Annotated in this window: 19 protein-coding genes; 10 read left to right on the plus strand and 9 right to left on the minus strand. The window is 72.7% G+C overall.

The features are described from left to right. Positions 1-33: 33 nt before the first annotated feature. The 6 genes from OG896_RS20080 to OG896_RS20105 all read right to left on the minus strand — a co-directional run bounded on the left by OG896_RS20080 (position 34) and on the right by OG896_RS20105 (position 5,918). Entirely contained in the window at positions 34-1,119 is a 1,086-nt protein-coding gene (locus OG896_RS20080) for an S-(hydroxymethyl)mycothiol dehydrogenase (protein ID WP_328466278.1), read from the minus strand. 185 nt (positions 1,120-1,304) lie between these two features. After that, positions 1,305-1,550, minus strand: a complete 246-nt coding sequence (locus OG896_RS20085; RefSeq protein WP_328466276.1) for an SCO5918 family protein — start codon at positions 1,548-1,550, stop codon at positions 1,305-1,307. Between the two features lie 171 nt (positions 1,551-1,721). Next, positions 1,722-2,801, minus strand: a complete 1,080-nt coding sequence (locus OG896_RS20090; protein ID WP_443057103.1) for a fatty acid desaturase family protein — start codon at positions 2,799-2,801, stop codon at positions 1,722-1,724. Beyond that, positions 2,798-4,444, minus strand: a complete 1,647-nt coding sequence (locus tag OG896_RS20095) for a DEAD/DEAH box helicase (protein WP_329367316.1) — start codon at positions 4,442-4,444, stop codon at positions 2,798-2,800. Before OG896_RS20095 ends, OG896_RS20090 begins: the two co-directional genes overlap by 4 nt. Before the next feature lie 219 nt (positions 4,445-4,663). Continuing rightward, on the minus strand, positions 4,664-4,867 hold the full coding sequence (locus OG896_RS20100; RefSeq protein ID WP_010986199.1) for a cold-shock protein: 204 nt from the start codon (positions 4,865-4,867) through the stop codon (positions 4,664-4,666). Between the two features lie 280 nt (positions 4,868-5,147). Next, on the minus strand, positions 5,148-5,918 hold the full coding sequence (locus tag OG896_RS20105) for a hypothetical protein (protein ID WP_329367318.1): 771 nt from the start codon (positions 5,916-5,918) through the stop codon (positions 5,148-5,150). Positions 5,919-6,262: 344 nt separating this feature from the next. Here OG896_RS20105 and OG896_RS20110 point away from each other — a divergent pair, with 344 nt between their 5' ends. Continuing rightward, a complete protein-coding gene (locus tag OG896_RS20110; protein ID WP_329367320.1) occupies positions 6,263-7,063 on the plus strand; it encodes a hypothetical protein in 801 nt (266 codons plus the stop codon). After that, positions 7,060-7,914, plus strand: a complete 855-nt coding sequence (locus tag OG896_RS20115) for a class F sortase (RefSeq protein ID WP_329367322.1) — start codon at positions 7,060-7,062, stop codon at positions 7,912-7,914. The genes OG896_RS20110 and OG896_RS20115 overlap by 4 nt, the downstream gene beginning before the upstream one ends. Before the next feature lie 12 nt (positions 7,915-7,926). On the opposite strand, the gene OG896_RS20120 is transcribed toward OG896_RS20115, so the two are convergent. After that, the gene (locus OG896_RS20120; protein WP_328466264.1) at positions 7,927-8,904 is read right to left on the minus strand and encodes a D-alanyl-D-alanine carboxypeptidase family protein; all 978 of its coding nucleotides are present in this window, start codon (positions 8,902-8,904) and stop codon (positions 7,927-7,929) included. 209 nt (positions 8,905-9,113) lie between these two features. On the opposite strand from OG896_RS20120, the gene OG896_RS20125 reads away from it, so the two are divergent. The 3 genes from OG896_RS20125 to OG896_RS20135 all read left to right on the plus strand — a co-directional run bounded on the left by OG896_RS20125 (position 9,114) and on the right by OG896_RS20135 (position 12,126). Beyond that, a complete protein-coding gene (locus OG896_RS20125) occupies positions 9,114-9,848 on the plus strand; it encodes an alpha/beta fold hydrolase (RefSeq protein ID WP_329367325.1) in 735 nt (244 codons plus the stop codon). Between the two features lie 287 nt (positions 9,849-10,135). Further along, positions 10,136-11,266, plus strand: coding sequence for an ATP-binding cassette domain-containing protein (locus OG896_RS20130; RefSeq protein ID WP_329367327.1), 1,131 nt, complete (start codon positions 10,136-10,138; stop codon positions 11,264-11,266). After that, positions 11,263-12,126: an ABC transporter permease gene (locus OG896_RS20135; protein WP_329367329.1), complete on the plus strand. Its 864-nt coding sequence runs from the start codon at positions 11,263-11,265 to the stop codon at positions 12,124-12,126. The genes OG896_RS20130 and OG896_RS20135 overlap by 4 nt, the downstream gene beginning before the upstream one ends. Before the next feature lie 61 nt (positions 12,127-12,187). Here OG896_RS20135 and OG896_RS20140 read toward each other — a convergent pair whose 3' ends face one another. Both OG896_RS20140 and OG896_RS20145 read right to left on the minus strand, forming a co-directional pair. Further along, complete coding sequence (locus tag OG896_RS20140) at positions 12,188-12,559, minus strand: fluoride efflux transporter FluC (RefSeq protein ID WP_329374158.1); 372 nt, start codon at positions 12,557-12,559, stop codon at positions 12,188-12,190. 2 nt (positions 12,560-12,561) lie between these two features. Next, positions 12,562-13,035, minus strand: a complete 474-nt coding sequence (locus OG896_RS20145) for a fluoride efflux transporter FluC (protein ID WP_329367331.1) — start codon at positions 13,033-13,035, stop codon at positions 12,562-12,564. Positions 13,036-13,246: 211 nt separating this feature from the next. Between OG896_RS20145 and OG896_RS20150 the strand changes: the two genes are divergently transcribed. Genes OG896_RS20150 through ureC form a run of 5 tightly spaced genes read left to right on the plus strand, consistent with a single transcriptional unit; the run spans position 13,247 to position 17,686 of the window. Then, positions 13,247-14,206 carry an urea transporter gene (locus OG896_RS20150; protein WP_329367333.1) on the plus strand — a complete coding sequence of 320 codons (960 nt, stop codon included), beginning with the start codon at positions 13,247-13,249 and terminating at the stop codon, positions 14,204-14,206. Positions 14,207-14,257: 51 nt separating this feature from the next. Further along, on the plus strand, positions 14,258-14,563 hold the full coding sequence (locus OG896_RS20155) for an urease subunit gamma (protein ID WP_329367336.1): 306 nt from the start codon (positions 14,258-14,260) through the stop codon (positions 14,561-14,563). 5 nt (positions 14,564-14,568) lie between these two features. Next, positions 14,569-15,510 carry a sirohydrochlorin chelatase gene (locus OG896_RS20160; protein ID WP_329367338.1) on the plus strand — a complete coding sequence of 314 codons (942 nt, stop codon included), beginning with the start codon at positions 14,569-14,571 and terminating at the stop codon, positions 15,508-15,510. Further along, complete coding sequence (locus OG896_RS20165) at positions 15,507-15,962, plus strand: urease subunit beta (RefSeq protein WP_329367339.1); 456 nt, start codon at positions 15,507-15,509, stop codon at positions 15,960-15,962. Before OG896_RS20160 ends, OG896_RS20165 begins: the two co-directional genes overlap by 4 nt. Next, on the plus strand, positions 15,962-17,686 hold the full coding sequence (ureC, locus tag OG896_RS20170; protein WP_329367340.1) for an urease subunit alpha: 1,725 nt from the start codon (positions 15,962-15,964) through the stop codon (positions 17,684-17,686). Before OG896_RS20165 ends, ureC begins: the two co-directional genes overlap by 1 nt. Positions 17,687-17,757 lie beyond the last annotated feature (71 nt).

Consider the following 17,757-nt stretch of genomic DNA (forward strand, 5'->3'; position numbering starts at 1 on the left):
GCGCACCCCGCACTGACCGGATCGACGTGGTCGTCAGAGCACGACCACCGAGCGGAGGACGTCGCCGTCGCGCATGCGGGTGAAGGCCTGTTCGACGTCGGGGAGTTCGATGGTCTCGGTGACGAACGCGTCGAGGTCGAGGCGGCCTTGGAGGTAGAGGTCGATCAGCATCGGGAAGTCGCGTGAGGGCAGGCAGTCGCCGTACCAGGAGGACTTCAGGGCGCCGCCGCGGCCGAAGACGTCGAGCAGGGGGAGTTCGAGCTTCATCTCCGGGGTGGGCACGCCGACCAGGACCACCGTGCCGGCCAGGTCCCGTGCGTAGAAGGCCTGCTGGTACGTCTCGGGGCGGCCGACCGCCTCGATCACCACGTCGGCGCCGAAGCCTCCGGTCAGCTCGCGGATCGCCTCGACCGGCTCGCTGGTGCGGGAGTTGACGGTGTGGGTGGCGCCCAGGCGGTGCGCGGTGGCGAGCTTGCGGTCGTCGACGTCCACCGCGATGATCCGCGCGGCGCCCGCCAGCCGGGCGCCGACCACCGCGGCGTTGCCCACCCCGCCGCAGCCGATCACCGCGACCGAGTCGCCCCGGCCCACGCCACCGGTGTTGAGGGCCGCGCCGAGCCCGGCCATCACCCCGCAGCCCAGCAGCCCCGCGGCGGCGGGGGAGGCCGCCGGATCGACCTTCGTGCACTGCCCGGCGGCCACCAGCGTCTTGTCGGCGAACGCGCCGATGCCCAGCGCCGGCGACAGTTCGGTGCCGTCGAGCAGCGTCATCTTCTGCCGGGCGTTGTGCGTGTCGAAGCAGTACCAGGGCCGGCCGCGCCGGCACGCCCGGCAGTTCCCGCAGACCGCACGCCAGTTGAGCACCACGAAGTCCCCGGGCTCGACCTCGGTCACCCCGGCGCCGACCGACTCGACCACACCGGCCGCCTCATGGCCGAGCAGATACGGGAAGTCGTCCCCGATGCCGCCCTCCCGGTAGTGCAGGTCGGTGTGGCACACCCCGCACGCCTGCACCGCGACCACGGCCTCACCCGGCCCCGGGTCCGGTACGACGATCGTCTCGACGCCGACCGGGCCGCCCTTGCTCCGCGCCACCACACCCCGCACCTGCTGCACCACGGCATCCACCTCTCTGCGTCTGGGACGACCTCGCATTGTCCCGGGATGCGGGGCGCCGCGCGACCAGCCACGCAGCGCCCGCGCCCGCCGGAGACAGGAACCCGGAACAAGAACCGGTACGGAAACCGGTACGGGAACGGGGCGACCGCGCGCCGGCCGCCCCGTACCGAACCGGCGCTCCCGAACTAGCCGGCCGTGGTGCTGTGCAACGGGAACCCGAGCGCCTGCATCGCCCGCTCCACTTCGCCCGCGTTGAAGTCGCGCCGGTCCTGGCGGGTGAGAGCCGCGCCGACCTGCATCAGCGGGTAGCGGACCCCGCCGATGTCGACGGAGCTGCCGGTGACGGGCTCGGGAGTGACCCCGCTCATCACCTGCTCCACCTCGGAGGGGTGGAAGTAGAAGTGGTGGCGGGCGATGGTGACGCGCATCATGCCTCGACAGGGGAGAGGGGACAGGGCCGAAAACTCCACACTCTCATGTTTCCGGCAGGGGGCATACCTGCTGTTCGACCGCCCCGGACCGCCCCGGCCGGCGCCGTGGAAGGCGTCGTCCGAGGCGGGTCCGGGGACCAGGTCCGGGTCCAGGACCGGGACCAGGTCCGGTCAGGTGGTGGTCGCGGCCCGCAGCGGCGCGCCGACGTCGTGCAGATGGCGCAGTGCCTGCGCGTAGGAGGAGACCAGCCCGCTCTCCGCGTAGGCGATGCCCAGTTCCGCGCAGTACGCCTTCACTATCGGCTGGGCGCGCCGCAGGTGCGGCGTGGGCATGCTCGGGAAGAGGTGGTGCTCGATCTGGTAGTTCAGCCCGCCGAGCGCGATGTCGGTCAGACGCCCGCCGCGCACGTTGCGCGAGGTGAGCACCTGGCGGCGCAGGAAGTCGGGCCGGTCCTTGCCGGTCAGCGTCGGCATGCCCTTGTGGTTGGGCGCGAAGGTGCAGCCCATGTAGACGCCGAACACCGCCTGGTGGACGGCGACGAACGCCAGCGCCTGGAGCGGGGTGAGGATCAGCAGCAGCGCCGTGATGTACGCGGCGATGTGCACGCCGAGCAGCACCGCCTCCAGGGTGCGCTGCTTGTACGCGGGCCGGAACAGCGCCCGCACCCCGGCCACGTGCAGGTTCATGCCTTCGAGGGTGAGCAGCGGGAAGAACCAGTACGCCTGGCGGCCGCCGATCCAGCGGGCCACGCCGCGGGCGTTGCGGGCCTGGCCCTGCGACCAGACCAGGATGTCCGGGCTGACGTCCGGGTCCAGTTCCTCGTGGTTGGGGTTGGCGTGGTGGCGGGTGTGCTTGTCCTGCCACCAGCCGTAGCTCATGCCGACGCAGAGGTTGCCCGCGATGCGGCCGGCGGCCTCGCTGGGCCGGCGCAGCCGGAACACCTGGCGGTGGGCTATGTCGTGGGCGACCAGTGCGATCTGGGAGAAGAGCACCCCCAGCACGCCGCCGATCGCCAGCTGCCACCAGGTGTGGCCGAGCATCGCGAACGCCGTCCACGCGCCGATGTACAGCGCGGCGACGCCGCCGATCCGGGCCACGTAGTAGCCGGGGCGGCGCTTCATCAGGCCGGAGTCGGTGATCCGCCGGGAGAGCGCGGAGAAGTCGCTTCCCTCGCAGGGCACGCCGTCGTCGGCGGCCTTGTCGGGGAGCGGTGCGGCGGTGGCGAGCGCGGCCGCCGCGGCGGGCCTCACGCGGCGCGCCCGCGGGGTTGCGCGGTGCGGGCGCCGCCGGAGCGGGTGCCCCCTGAGCGGGAGCCGCCCGAGCGTCCGGCGGAGGTCCCCGCCGAGCCGCCGGCGGAACTGCCCGCCCCGCGGCCGGAGCCGCCGCCGGTGCGTGCGGGGTTGCCGCCGCCGCGGCCCGCGCCGCCCCGGCCGGAACCCGCGCCGGAGGCGCCGCCCGCCCGTGGCCTGCGCCTGCTGCCGCCGCGTCCGGTGGAGGTGCCGGAGGCGTGCGCCGCCGGCGCCGGTGCCGCGATGGTGACCGGCACCCCGGAGGGCACCCGGGCACCGGTGATCCGGGCCAGTTCCTCGTCACCGGAGTGCACCCTCGCGGTACGCGGGGTGATCCGGGCCTTGGCCATCAGCCGTTCCATGTCGCGGCGCTGGTCGGACAGCACCAGCGTCACGACGCTGCCGGACGCGCCCGCGCGGGCGGTACGGCCGCCGCGGTGCAGGTAGTCCTTGTGGTCGGCCGGCGGATCGACGTTGACCACCAGGTCGAGGTCGTCGATGTGGATGCCGCGCGCGGCGACGTTGGTGGCCACCAGCGCGGTCACCTCGCCGTTCTTGAACTGGGTGAGGGTACGGGTGCGCTGCGGCTGGGACTTCCCGCCGTGCAGCGCGGCCGCCCGTACGCCGCTGGCCAGCAGGGTCTTGGCGAGCCGGTCCACGGCGCGCTTGCTGTCCAGGAAGAGCAGCACCCGGCCCTCGCGGGCGGCGATCCGCACGGTGGCGTCGCGCTTGTCCTCGCTGGTCACGTGGAGCACGTGGTGCTCCATGGTGGCGACGGCACCGGCCGACGGGTCCACCGCGTGCACCACCGGGTCGGACAGGAACCGGCGGACGAGGGTGTCCACGTTGCGGTCGAGGGTCGCGGAGAACAGCATCCGCTGGCTGCCCGGAACCACCTGGTTCAGCACCGCGGTGACCTGGGGCAGGAAGCCCATGTCGGCCATCTGGTCGGCCTCGTCGAGCACGGTGATGACGACCCGGTCGAGCCGGCAGTCGCCGCGCTCCACCAGGTCCCGCAGCCGGCCCGGGGTGGCGACGACGATCTCCGCGCCGCCGCGCAGCGCCGCGGCCTGGCGGCTGATCGACAGCCCGCCGACGACCGTGGCCAGCCGCAGGCGCAGCGCCCTGGCGTACGGGGTGAGGGCGTCGGTGACCTGCTGGGCGAGTTCGCGGGTGGGCACGAGCACCAGCGCGAGCGGTTGGCGCGGCTCGGCGCGCTGCCCGGCGGTGCGGGCCAGCATGGCCAGCCCGAAGGCGAGGGTCTTGCCGGAGCCGGTGCGGCCCCGGCCGAGGACGTCGCGGCCGGCCAGCGAGCTGGGCAGCGTCGCGCCCTGGATCGGGAACGGCACGGTGACGCCCTGCCGGGTCAGCTCCTCCGTCAGCGCGGCGGGCATGTCCAGCTCGGCGAAGGTGGTCGCGGCCGGCGGGGCCGGGGTGACCGTGGTGTAGACCGACTCCTCGGAGCCGGTGTCGGCGGGGCGTCCGCCGGAACGGCCGGAGCCGCGGGAGGCGCCGGGGCGGCCGCCGCCCTGCTGGGGGCCGCGCGGCTTGCGCCGGGCGCGGGCCGGACCGCCCGAATAGGACTGGCGATTTCTTTCAGGCATGCGTGAAGCCTTCCTCGAAGGCGGCGCGTGCCGAAAAAGACTCCGCAAAAGGTGACATCAGGCGGAGACCCGCAGAACGAGCCGGAGAGATGAACAGCGGAGGAGGTGAACTGCGGTGGAACGGAAAACGTCCATCCGTCCGGGATTCGCACCCAGGTACGGAAAAGCCGGGCCCCGCGCCCAAAGTAGCGGGACCCGGCTCGAGTACTACTCGTCCGATCAGGCCGGGACGATGTTCTCCGCCTGCGGGCCCTTCTGGCCCTGCGTGACGTCGAAGGTGACCTTCTGGCCTTCCTGGAGCTCACGGAAGCCCTGGGTGGCGATGTTCGAGTAGTGGGCGAAGACGTCGGCGCCGCCGCCGTCCTGCTCGATGAAGCCGAAGCCCTTTTCCGCGTTGAACCACTTAACGGTACCGGTTGCCATGTCTAACTTCCTCTGATGGTGCAGTTCCCGAACTCGCACTTTACGAGCCAGGTGTCGCTGCAATGACCCCATCTGGAGGCCGGAAAACAAAATGCGCCCGAGGGTCACATCCCGTCAGGCGCACACAGAGTTCATGGGTACCACAACCGCAACAATTAAACGGTAGCACACCTGCGGCGAAGTGCGCAGTACCGCCGCCGCGCCGCAGCCGTACCCAGCCCTGCCACGGCCGGGTGAGCTGGCAGAACGTGATCGTCCGGCCGGCGCGCCCGCCGGGCGTTCAGTGCCGCTGCTGGGCCTTCATCACGTCCCGCATCGCCGCGACCAGCGCGCCGCGGTACCGGTTCAGGTCGTCGGGGCTCGCCGGGCGGCCGCGCAGCGAGTTCGCCACGGCCGGGTCGGGGGCGAGGTCGTTGAAGCCGGTCAGGGTGAGCGAGAAGACGGCGCCGCCGTGCAGCACCCGCAGCTCCTCCGTCTGCGTGCTGATGGTCAGCAGATACGCCTCGTCGCCGAGGCCCGGGACGGCGGTGTCGTGCTCGGCCGGGGTGAGGTCGCCGGTGTCGAGGCCGCGCTGGTCCTCGAACTCGGCCCGCGGGTCGGTGCGCTTGTGCAGGTCGATGGTGACGAACACCTGGTACCTGCTGGTGACGGCGCCGGGGGTGCGGGCCCCGACCGACAGGGTGCAGTGGATCTGGTCGAGCGCGGGGCCCAGGTGGGCGGCGGCCGGGGTGACCGCCTCGGTGTCGGTGGCCTTGAGCGCGGCGGTGAGCGCTGTGAGGCCGTCGCCCGCGCAGGGGCTGGCACCGAGCGTGTAGCCGTGCAGGTCGGGCCCCGCGCGGCGGTGGTCGTCGTACAGGTGCAGGCCGGCCGTCCACAGCGCGGACGCGACCGCGAGGCCGCCGAGTCCCCAGGTCCAGTGCCGCCGCGGCGCGAAGCGGAACCGGGAGCGGCCGCGGGTGCCGCGAATGCCGCGGGTGTCGTCGGCGTTGTCGGCGATCACGTCGGGTCCGGGCTCCTCGGAGCCGCCGGTCAGTTCCGGCTCGGTGATCACGGCGTCCCTCCTCTCTCCTCGTCTCCTCGCGAACGGCCCGCCGGTGTGTGTATGCCCCGGCCGCGCCGTCCGGACCGACTTCCATGGGGTTTGTTCGGTGTCGAGGGCCCCGCGGGTTGCCCGGCGGCGCCTCCCCGTGGCGGCAGGGGGATCGCGCGGGCGACCGGCCACCGGCCGGTGGCCCGTCAACTCGCCCCAGCGGCCCGGGCCCCCGGGTCCGCTTGTCGCACATACGGACCAACCCGCGGGGCGCCCCGCTCCGAATGGCTGGGTGGAGAGCCCCTCCACCCGGCGCGCCGGCCCCCAGCCGGCTCGTTGGTTCCCGCCCGAGCGAAGGACACAGCATGCAGCACACCAGCGCACGCGTACTGACGGCGATAGCGGTGGCCGCGGTCCCGCTGGCACTCCCGGCGGCGGCGTGGGCGGCGCCCGCCTCGCCCGACGTCCCGTGGGTGAGCTACCAGGCGACGCTGGACCCGGTCACCGCCAACCACGTGACCGGCAGCGGCACCGCGATGGTCCAGCTCTCCGGCAACACCGCGAAGATCACCGTGACCGCGTCCGGCCTGGTCGGCGGCGCCTCCCCGCACGCGATGCACCTCCACGTGGACGGCGGCGGGGTCTGCCCGAAGCCGAGCGAGGCCAAGCAGCACAACGGGCACAGCTCCACCGACGTCGCCGACGCGATGAAGGACTACGGCATGATCGGCACGTCGCTGACCACCAGCGGCGACAGTTCGGCCAAGAGCGCCCTGGCCGTCACCCGCTTCCCGTCCGGCTCGACCGTCCACTACAGCCGCACGCTGGAGGTCAGCGACGACGTCGCGGCCAACCTGAAGTCCGGCAAGGCGGTTCTGGTCGTCCACGGCATCGACTACAACGGCAACGGGAAGTACGACGACGTGCTCGGCGCCAGCGAACTGGACAAGTCGCTGCCCGCGGAGGCCACCGACCCGGCACTGTGCGGCGCGTTCACGACCTCGCAGATGACCACGATGCCCGGCGGTGGCGCGGACACCGGCGACGGCGCCACCCAGCACGGCCGCACCGACACGGGGATGGTCGCCGGCGGCAGCGCCGCGGCCCTGCTCGGCCTCGGCGTCGGCGGCTACGCGCTGCGCCGCCGGAACACCGCGGGCCGATGAACGACGACCCGGCGGGAGCGGCGGGCTCCGCGGACCCCGCGCGCGCCGGCCGCCCGGAAGGTCCGGACGGTCCGGCGTCCGCGGGCCCCGGCGGGCCGGGTGACCCGGCCGGCCCGGCCGACCCGATCGGCCCCGCCCGCAAGGAAGTCGCGGACGCGGTCCCGGGGCGTACGCGGAACTCGCGCCGTACGGCGGCCTTGCTGGTCGCCTTCGCGGTGGCCTGCGTCGCCACCGGCGTGACGGTGATCCTGGCCGGCGCCGGCGGCGGTGCGAAGCCGCCGCCGCAGGCGGGCCCGGCCGCCGCCGGCACCATGCCGGGGATGCCCGGCATGCCGCACGTGACCGCCTCGGGGCTGCCCGCGCCGACCACCGCGGCCGGCACCCCGGCCGCCGGCGGCGCGCTGCCCGCGTCCCGCCCGACCGAACTGGACATCCCCGCGATCGGCGTCCACTCCGACCTGCTCGACCTGGGCCTGAACAAGAACGGCACCCTGGAGGTGCCGGGCAAGCCGCTCCAGGCCGGCTGGTACCACAACTCGCCGGCGCCCGGCCAGGTCGGCCCGTCCGTCATCCTCGGCCACGTGGACTCGTACGCCACCGGCCCGGCGGTCTTCTACAAACTCGGCGCGCTCCGCCCGCACGAGCGGATCACGGTGACCCGCGCCGACCGCAAGACGGCTGTCTTCACGGTCGACGCGGTCCGCTCGTACCGGAAGAGGGCCTTCCCGACCCTCGACGTGTACGGGAACACGTCCGACCCCGAGCTGCGCCTGATCACGTGCGGCGACTGGAACGCCCGCACGCGCAGCTACGACGGGAACACCGTCGTCTTCGCGCACCTGGCGACGTGACGTGCCGTCAGGTCACTTCTTGAAGGCGTAGTCCATCAGCTTCTTCGCGTCCGAGGTGCGCGCGGACACCGAGGAGGAGGAGAGCACCGTGCCGATCACGGTCTTCTTGCCGCGGGTGGCGGCGAAGACGAGGCAGTAGCCGGCCTCGGGGCCCGAGCCGGTCTTGACGCCGATGGTGCCGGAGTAGGTGCCCAGCAGGGTGTTGGTGTTGGTCCAGGACATGTAGCGGTAGCCGCCGGACTTGGTGGTGACCTTCTGCTTGGTCGACTTGGTCTTCACGACCGTGCGGAAGGTCGAGTACTTCATCGCGTTGCTCGCGAGCTTCGTCAGGTCGCGCGGCGTCGAGTAGTTCTTGCCGTTGCCTATGCCGTCGAAGGAGTCGAAGTGGGTGTTCTTCAGACCGAGCGACTTGGCGGTGGAGTTCATCGTGCCGATGAAGGACTTCACCCGGGCGGCGCGGGTGGAGCCGGTGCCGAACTTGTCGGCGAGCGCGTAGGCGGCGTCGCAGCCGGACGGCAGCATCAGACCGTAGAGCAGCTGCCGGACGGTGATCTTGTCCCCGACGATCAGGTGCGCGGACGACGCGCCCTTGGAGACGATGTAGTCGCTGTACGCCTTCTGCACGGTCACCTTGGCGTCCAGGTTGAGGTGCTTGTTGGCCAGGACCACCCGGGCGGTCATGATCTTGGTGGTCGAGCCGGTGGAGCGGCGGGTGTCGGCGGCCTTGGTGAAGAGGGTGGCGCCGGTGCCGTTGTTCATGACGTAGCCGCCCTTGGCGACGATGGACGGAGCCTTGGGCGCGGCCTTCGCGGCGGTCTTGGCGGCCGTGGCGGTCTTGGCCGCGGTGGTCGCGGCGCTCTTCGCGGTGGCGGGCGCGGCCTGCGGGGTGGCCTGGGCCGCGGGGGCGGCGAGCGCGCCCGCCGCGAGGAGGGCGGCGGCGGTGACCGCCGCGGCCGAGACCCGGCGGATGCCGCTGATGTCGGTTCTCACTACTGCTCCAGATGTTCGTGGGGCGGCGTGCGGAAGTGCCGCTCTGAGGAGAGACGTTGGGCGTGGCCCAACGGTGCGTCCTCGCAGGCAATATTTTCTGATATTCCATTTGATTGGTACCCGGGGGGTCGGGTTTCCGCGGGTACGGCAGACTCCTGCGGTGGCCCCGCGGTTCGCGGCGCGCGACGGGTGCGGTGAGGGGGGTGGGCGTGACGGAGCGGGACGAAGAGCGGCTCGTGGTACGGCGGTTGCCTCCGGCGGCCGCCGGGGCGGTCCTGCTGCTGCACGGCGGCTACGAGCAGGACACCCGCGCGCCGTCCCGGCTGAACGTCCCCGCCCTGCGGATGCGGCCGTTCGCCACCGCCGTGGCCCGGGCCGCCGGGGGCCGGGGTGTGGCCGTCGCCGAGGCCCGCTACCGGTACCGGGGTTGGAACGGCGGGCGGGCCGACGCCGCGCGGGACGCCGCCGAGGCGGTCGAGCGGCTGGCGGAGCTGACCGGCGGAGCGCCCACCGTGCTGATCGGCCACTCCATGGGCGGGCGGGCCGCGCTGCGTGCGGCCGGCGCCGCGCACGTGGCCGGCGTGGTCGCCCTCGCGCCCTGGTGCCCGCCGGGCGAACCCGTCGCCCAACTCGCCCACCGTCGCCTGGTCTTCGCGCACGCCACCGCCGACCGCGTCACCTCGCCCGCCGAGTCGCTGCGGATGGCGGCCGATGCCCGCGCGGCCGGCGCCCAGGTGGCCCGGTACGAACTGCCCGGCGGCGACCACGCGATGCTCCGCCGGATGCGGGCGTGGCACCGCTTCGCGGCCCTCGGTGCCGCCGCCCTGCTCGGCCTCGCACCCGTGCCGGCCGAGATGTCCGCGGCCTTCGCCCGCCGCCCTGGCGACCCGGACGGCCTCGCTCTCCCGCTGCCCCGGGCCGCGTCTCCGCGCTCGTTGCCGTGAGCCGTGAGCAGTGAACCGTGAGCCGTGACCGGAAGGGCCCGCCGGTTCGCGGCGCCCCGCACGCGCTGCACCTGCCGTACCGCGGAGAGCGACGGAAGCCCGCTCGGCGCCGCCACCCCCGCTCGCGTGGCCGCCGGAGGCCGAGCACCCGGGGCCGGGCGCCGTCCACGCTCGCCCGGACCTCCCGCTCGGCCGCTCGCTCGGGCCGCCGCCCCTCTGCGGTCCTGCCCGCCCGGAGCAAGAATGGAGGTGGAGGCAGTTCCGCTATGCCCGAGCGAGGTGGTCCCGTGGACCAGGCAGCCATCAGCGTCTCCGGCCTCAGCAAGCAGTTCGGTTCCGTCCAGGCACTGGACTCCGTGGACTTCGACGTCGAGCCCGGCACCGTTTTCGGCCTGCTGGGCCCCAACGGAGCGGGCAAGAGCACCGCGATCCGCATCCTGACCACGATCGTGCGCCCCAGCAGCGGGCGCGCCGAGGTGCTGGGGCACGACGTCGTCAGCGAAGCCGTCACCGTCCGGAACCTGATCGGGCTGGCCGGGCAGTACGCGGCGGTGGACAAGAACCTCACCGGCCGGGAGAACCTGCGGCTGATCGGCCGCCTCACCCACGTCCGCCGCTCCCGGATCAGGCGGCGCGCGGGCGAGCTGCTGGAGCGCTTCGACCTGACCGCGGCCGGCGACCGCCCCGCGCGCACCTACTCCGGCGGCATGCGCCGGCGGCTGGACGTCGCCGCCGCGCTCGTCCCGGACCCGCCGGTGCTCTTCCTCGACGAGCCGACCACCGGCCTCGACCCGCAGAGCCGTATCGCGCTGTGGGAGATGATCCGCCAGCTGGTGGCCGACGGGACGACCGTGCTGCTGACCACCCAGTACCTGGAGGAGGCGGACCAGCTCGCCGAACGCGTCGTCGTCATCGACCACGGCCGGGCCATCGCCGACGGCACCCCCGCGCTGCTCAAGGCCGACCTGGGCAACACGGTCATCGAGCTCGACATGGGCGAGCCCGGCCGGGCCGTGCGGGCCGCGGAGGCGCTGCGCGACCGGGTGCCCGAGCCGCCCGACGTCGACGGCGTACGGCTCCGGCTGGTCTCTCGGGAAGGGTCCCGGCCGCTGCTCGGGGTGCTGCGCACGCTGGACGAGCGCGATCTGGTGCCCGCCGCCGTCGCGGTCAGGGAACCCAGCCTCGACGACGTCTTCCTGCAGTTGACCGGGCACCTCAGCGGTCCCGCGTCGCCCTCGGAAGGCGCGGACCCGCCCGCCGACGGCGATCCGCCTCCCGCCGACGGCGATCCGCCGCCCGCCGACGGTGAGTCCCGCGCCGACGGTGAGCCCCGCGGCGACGATCCTCCCCGCGGCGACGAACCCCGCGGCGGCCCGCCTCCCGGCGGCGGCTCCTCCTCCGCGGGCGCGGCGTCGTGACCGGGGCCGCCGCCTTGCGCCGCTACGCCGGCCGCGGAGGCGCGGACACCGGCGGCGCCCTGTCGCCCGGCCCGCCCACCCGGCCGCTGTCGCGCCTGACCCGCACCGCCCAGGACGGCATGGCGGTCGCCTGGCGGAACCTGATCGGGCTGCGCCGGGTGCCCCGGCTGCTGGTGTTCTCCACCATCCAGCCGCTGGTCTTCGTGCTGATGTTCCGCTACGTCTTCGGCGGGGTCGTCTCCCCCGCGCTGCACGGGGTCAGCTACGTCGACTTCCTGATCCCGGGCATCTTCGTGCAGACCGCCGTCTTCGGCGCCATGAACACCGCGATCGGCCTGGCCACGGACATGCAGACCGGGCTGATGGAGCGGTTCCGGTCGCTGCCGATGGCCAGATCGGCGGTGCTGGTCGGCCGGACCCTGGCGGACCTGGTGCGGAACGTCTTCGTCGTGGCGCTGATGACGGCGGTGGGCTTCGCCATCGGCTTCCGCATCCACGCCGGCGTGCCGGCCTTCCTCTGCGGAATCCTGCTGGTGCTGGCCTTCGGGTTCGCGATGTCCTGGATCTTCGCGGTGGTCGGCATGGCGGTCGGCGACCCGGAGACCGCGCAGGCCGCGGCCTTCCCCGTCCTGGCCCCGCTGGTCTTCGCCTCCGCGGCCTTCATCCCGGTCAACACCATGCCCGGCTGGCTCCAGGCGTTCGCCCAGCACCAGCCGGTGTCCCGTACCGCCGAGGCGGTCCGCGCCCTGGTGCTCGGCGGGCCGACCGTCAACGACGTCTGGCAGGCGCTCGCCTGGGACGCGGGCATCGTCGCGGTCTTCGCGCCGCTCGGCGTGTGGCTCTACCGCCGGGCGGTATGACGTCGCGGCGCCCCTTCCGACCCGCGCCCGTAAGCCCGGCCGTCCGCTCCCGTACCCGTCCTCAGAACGCCGCGGCCGCCGCCGCCCCTGCGAAGGACAGCCCCACGCCCGTCCCCACGGTGAGCAGCAGGTAGGCCGCCGCGGTGACCAGTCGCCGCTTGGAGGTGAGCGTCAGCAGCTCGTACGAGAACGTCGACCACGTGGACAGCGCGCCGCAGAAGCCCGCGCCGAGCAGGTAGGTGCGTTCGGGGGTGAGGTGGGCGCCCATGCCGGTGCGCACCACGTAGCCGAGCAGCAGCGCGGCGGCGGAGTTGGCGGCGAAGGTGCCCAGCGGGAAACCGCTGGACAGGCGGTGGTTCGCCTCGGCGCCCAGCAGGTAGCGGATCGGCGCGCCCACGAGCGCGCCGGCCACCACGAGCAGCCAGTCGGCCACCGTCATCGCCCGCCACCTCCCGTGGCCCGCACGCGGGTCAGGAGTGCCCGAGTGCCGAGCGCGCCCACCGTCACGGCGGTCAGCGCCGCCGCCGGCGTCAGCAGCAGGTCCCCCACCGCGTAGCCGGGCTGCCCGCGGTGGAAGAGCAGCCGCACGTTGTCGGTGTAGTGGGAGAACGACGTGAAGCCGCCGAGCACCCCGGTGCCGAGCAGCGGGCTGATCAGCCGGGGCGCGTTCGGGAACCCGAACTTGACGGTCGCCATGAGGACGCCCATCAGCAGGCAGCCCGTCGTGTTGACCAGCAGGATCGTCCAGGGGAAGTCCGGCGGCTGGTAGTCCGGCCACAGCCGTTCGGCGCCGACGCGCGCGCACGCGCCCGCGGCCCCGCCGACCGCGACGGCGGCCACCACCGGCACCTGGGCTCCCGGGTGGTGGTCCGGGTGGTCACGGCGGCTCATGGCGATCTTGTGCGGCATTCCGCCACATTGGCAGGTTCTTCCCGCCGACTTGCCACGCCTTCGCGTGGGGCGACGCGTTTTTGGTCCGAGCGGGTGTGATTCCGCGGCCGCTCCGAGCAGGCAGCCCATTCGACGTAAAGATTCTGCCAAGCTGCTCCCGCAGTCCCCGCCCACTTCCCTCCGGGATGTCCGGTCGTATTTCGGTATTCCGCCGACGCTGGGATTTCCCTTGTCCATCGCAGAACCCGATTTCCTCCGGAGGATCGAGAGGAAACAGCCGCACGGTTTTCTCGTCGCGAGCGTGCGCGGTGTGGGCCAGGTCGATCTCCAGCCCTGTATCTGGACCGGCGTGCTCATCCTGGCCGGGCTGTGGGCCGCGGGCTGGCGGATCGGGCTGTTCGCGACGATCGGCACGCTGGTGTCGACCGCCACCGCCCACCTCGCCGGGGTCGACCGCTCCAACATCGCGCTCGGTCTGCAGGGCTACTGCGGATGCCTCACCGGGGTCGCCCTGGTCACCTCGCTGGGCGCCCACACGTCCACCTACGCCCTCGCCGTCGTCGGCGCGATCATGTGCACCGTGCTGATGGGCGCGCTCACCGTCCTGTTCAAGCCGTACGGCCTCACGGCGCTCACCGCACCCTTCTGCCTGGTCTCCGGGATCATGGTGGTCGGGGCGTCGTCCTTCAGCCGGGTCTGGCACGGCGCGGCCCCCGCGGGCTTCAGCAACACGGGAAGCACCTCGCTGTCCTGGAGCAACCTGTGGCACGCCTTCTTCACCAACGTGTCGCAGGTCTTCCTGGTGGACAAGTGGTACGTCGGCCTCATCATGCTGGTCGGCCTGGCCTGCGCCGGAGTGCGCGTGCTGCTGTGGACGGTGGCCGGCAGCGTCGTGGGCATCCTCGCCGCATGGGCCCTGGGCGCGCCGGCGTCGTCCATCGCCAACGGCATCTACGGCTACAACGCCGTCCTCGTCGCCATCGCCATGGGTGCGGTCTTCCTCGCCGCGACGGTGTGGAACGGCGTGTACACCCTCGTCGCCGCCGCGGTCACCACGAGTCTCACGGCGGCGTTGACGGCGATCTTCAAGACGTTCGGCGGCCACACCTTCACCTGGCCGTTCATCCTCACCACATGGGCGTTCATGGCGGCTGTCCCGGTGCTGACCCGATTTCGGCCGGCCGACTGACCGCCCGACGACCCGCCTTTCCCTGCTGGACTCCCCGAGGAAGGTAACGACGTGAATCTCGCCCCTCGCGAGGTAGACAAACTGCTGGTGTACGTGGTGGCCGATCTGGCACGGAAACGCCAGGGCCGCGGTCTCAAGCTGAATTACAGCGAGTCCGTCGCACTGATCACCGAGGCGATTCTGGAAGCCGCCAGGGACGGCAAGAGCGTGGCCGACTGCATGGAACTCGGCCGGCACGTCGTCGGAGAGGACGACACCATGCCGGGCGTGCGCGACATGCTCGGGCTGCTCCAGGTCGAGGCGTCCTTCGTGGACGGCACCAAACTGGTGTCCTGCCACGACCCCATCGGCGGCTGACCGCGGTGTCGGAGCGCTGCCGGGTGGTCGCCGTCCGCGGCCACGAGGCCGGGTCCGGGCAGGAACTGTCGGAGTCGGCCGGCCCCGAGGTGCCCGTGGTCGGCAGCGGTCGCGAACTGTTCCGGTGCGTCTCGCGGCTGCGCGGCCAGGGCGAGCAGGTGTGCGTCGTCCCCATGACGCTGGGCCGGCACCCGGACCTCGTCGCGGACACCGCCCGTACCCTGCGCGCGCTTCCGGCCGGCGAGCGGCACGGCACGGTGCTCGCCGAGCCGTTCGGCACCTCGCAGCACCTGGTCGCCTGGCTGCGGGCGGCGGCGGGCCGGATTCCCGCGGACAGCGCCCTGCTGCTCACCGCGCCGTCCGGGGACCCGTTCGACGACGCCGAGTTGTACCGGCTCGGCAGCCTGGTCGGCCGGCACGGCGGTCACGAGCTGGTCGAGGTCGCGTTCCTCGGGGGCACGCCCGATCCGGGCGAGGGCGTACGCCGCTGCGCGCTGCTCGGCGCCTCCGCCGTGACGCTGCTGCCCGCCGCTTTCGTGCCGCCCGAGATCCCCGGCGACGCCCGGGTGCCGGTCCACCGGCACGGCCCGCTGCTCTCCCCGGCGGCGCTGGCCCGGGTGCTCGCCGAGCGGGTCGCCGACGCCCGACGCCGGTGGACCGAGCACGGTGACGACGGCGTCGCCGCCGCGCTGGGCTACGCCGACGACCACGGCTACGCCCACACCCACGGCCCCGGCGGCCATGACCACGGCCATGACCACGTCCATGACCATGACCACGGCCATGACCACGGCCATGGCCACGGCTCCGGCAGGAACGGCCACGAGCACGGCCACGGGCTCGCGCACGAGCACGGCCACCCCCACGCGCACCCGCATCAGCACCCACCGGCGCCTCACCATCCGCCCGCCCCTGGTGCGGGCCAAGTCAACAGGAGTACGTCATGACGCCCCGTCAGAAGTACCTGTACGGCGAAGGTCCGATCGAGATCAACGCCGGCCGCCGCACGGTCAAGCTCTCCGTCAGCAACACCGGTGACCGGCCGGTCCAGGTCGGTTCGCACTACCACTTCTTCGAGGTGAACTCGGCGCTGCTCTTCGACCGGCAGCAGGCGCTCGGCATGCACCTCAACATCGCGGCCGGCACCGCCGTACGCATCGAGCCCGGCGACACGCGGGAGGTCGAGCTGTGCGAGTACGCCGGCACCGGCCGCCTCGTGGGCTTCAGCGGGCTGCTCAACGGCAGCACCGCCTCCCACCCGATCAGGGTCGAGGCGGTGCGCAAGGCGATCGAGCGCGGCTACCAGGGCGCCCAGGAGACGGCCGGCACCGACTCCGGTGCCGCCGGGACACCTCCGAAGCCCACCAAGAAGTCCCAGCAGAAGAAGGGTTCGCACTGATGCCGATCCTGCCCCGCAAGCAGTACACCGACATGTTCGGTCCGACCGTCGGTGACCGCTTCCACCTGGCGGACACCAATCTCGTGGTCGAGGTCGAGAAGGACTTCAGCGAGGGCCAGTACGGCGACGAGGTCCTCTACGGCGGCGGCAAGACCATGCGGGACGGCATGGCCTCCGACCCGCAGGCGACCGCCGCCCAGGGGGCGCTCGACACCGTCATCACCAACGTCGTGGTCATCGACCCGATCGTCGGAGTCGTCAAGTGCGACATCGGCATCAAGGACGGGATGATCGCGGGCATCGGCAAGTCGGGCAACCCGCAGACCCAGAACAACGTCCACCCCGACCTGGTCATCGGGCCCGGCACCGAGGCGATCGCCGGCGAGCACCTCATCGCCACCGCGGGCGCCATCGACAGCCATGTGCACCTGATCGCCCCGCAGCAGGCCGAGCAGGCCCTCACAAACGGCATCACCACCCTGATCGGCGGCGGCACCGGGCCGTCCGACGGCTCCAACGGCACCACCTGCACCCCCGGCCCGTACAACATCGCACGGCTGCTGCAGGCGGCCGAGGGCCTGCCGGTGAACCTCGGCATCATGGGCAAGGGCAACGGCAGCCTGCCGGAGGCGCTCAACGAGCAGATCGTCGCCGGCGCGTGCGCGCTGAAGGTCCACGAGGACTGGGGCGCCACCCCCGCGGTGATCGACAACGCGCTCAACGTGGCCGACCGGCACGACGTGCAGGTGGCGATCCACACCGACAGCCTCAACGAGTCCGGCTTCTTCGAGGACACCCGCTCGGCGATCGACGGCCGCACCATCCACACCTTCCACAGCGAGGGCGCCGGCGGCGGTCACGCCCCGGACATCATGCGGGTCGCGGGCGAGCCCAACATCCTGCCCTCCTCGACCAACCCGACGCTGCCGTACACCCGGAACTCCGTGGACGAGCTGCTGGACATGGTGATGGTCTGCCACCACCTCAGCCGCGACATCCCCGAGGACGTCTCGTTCGCCGACAGCCGGGTCCGGGCCGAGACGATCGCCGCCGAGACGGTCCTGCACGACCTCGGCGTGATCAGCATGTTCTCCTCCGACTCCCAGGCGATGGGCCGGGTCGGGGAGTCGGTCACCCGCGCCTTCCAGACCGCGCACCACTGCAAGGACCAGTTCGGCCCGCTCGAGGGCGACTCCCCGCGCAACGACAACCAGCGGGTGCTGCGCTACCTGGCGAAGCTCACCATCAACCCGGCGATCGCCACCGGCATCTCGGACCACATCGGCTCGATCGAGAAGGGCAAGATCGCCGACATCGTGCTCTGGCCGATCCACTCCTTCGCCGCCAAGCCGAAGATGGTGATCAAGGGCGGCATCATCTCCTGGGCCCAGATGGGCGACCCCAACGCCTCGCTGCCGACGCCCCAACCGGTGATCTACCGGCCGATGTTCGGGCAGTACGGCAAGGCGCTGCCGTCCACGCACGTCACCTTCATGTCGCAGGCCGGCATCGCCGCCGGGGTCCCGGCCGAACTGGGCCTGCGGCGCAAGATCCTGCCGGTCGGCCGTACCCGCACCATCGGCAAGCACAACATGGTGCGCAACAGCGAGCTGCCGGACATCAGGATCGACCCGGAGACGTTCAAGGTCACCCTCAACGGCAAGGTCGCGACCATCGATCCGGCCGCCGAGCTGCCCCTCAACCACCTGTTCTTCCTGGTCTAGGGCATGTACCGCGACGAGCAGGGCGGCTCCGGGCCGGCGTCCACCACCGCCGGCCCGCGGTCGCCTGCGCC

The sequence above is a fragment of the Streptomyces sp. NBC_00669 genome (assembly GCF_036226785.1).
In the GTDB taxonomy this organism is placed as follows: domain Bacteria; phylum Actinomycetota; class Actinomycetes; order Streptomycetales; family Streptomycetaceae; genus Actinacidiphila.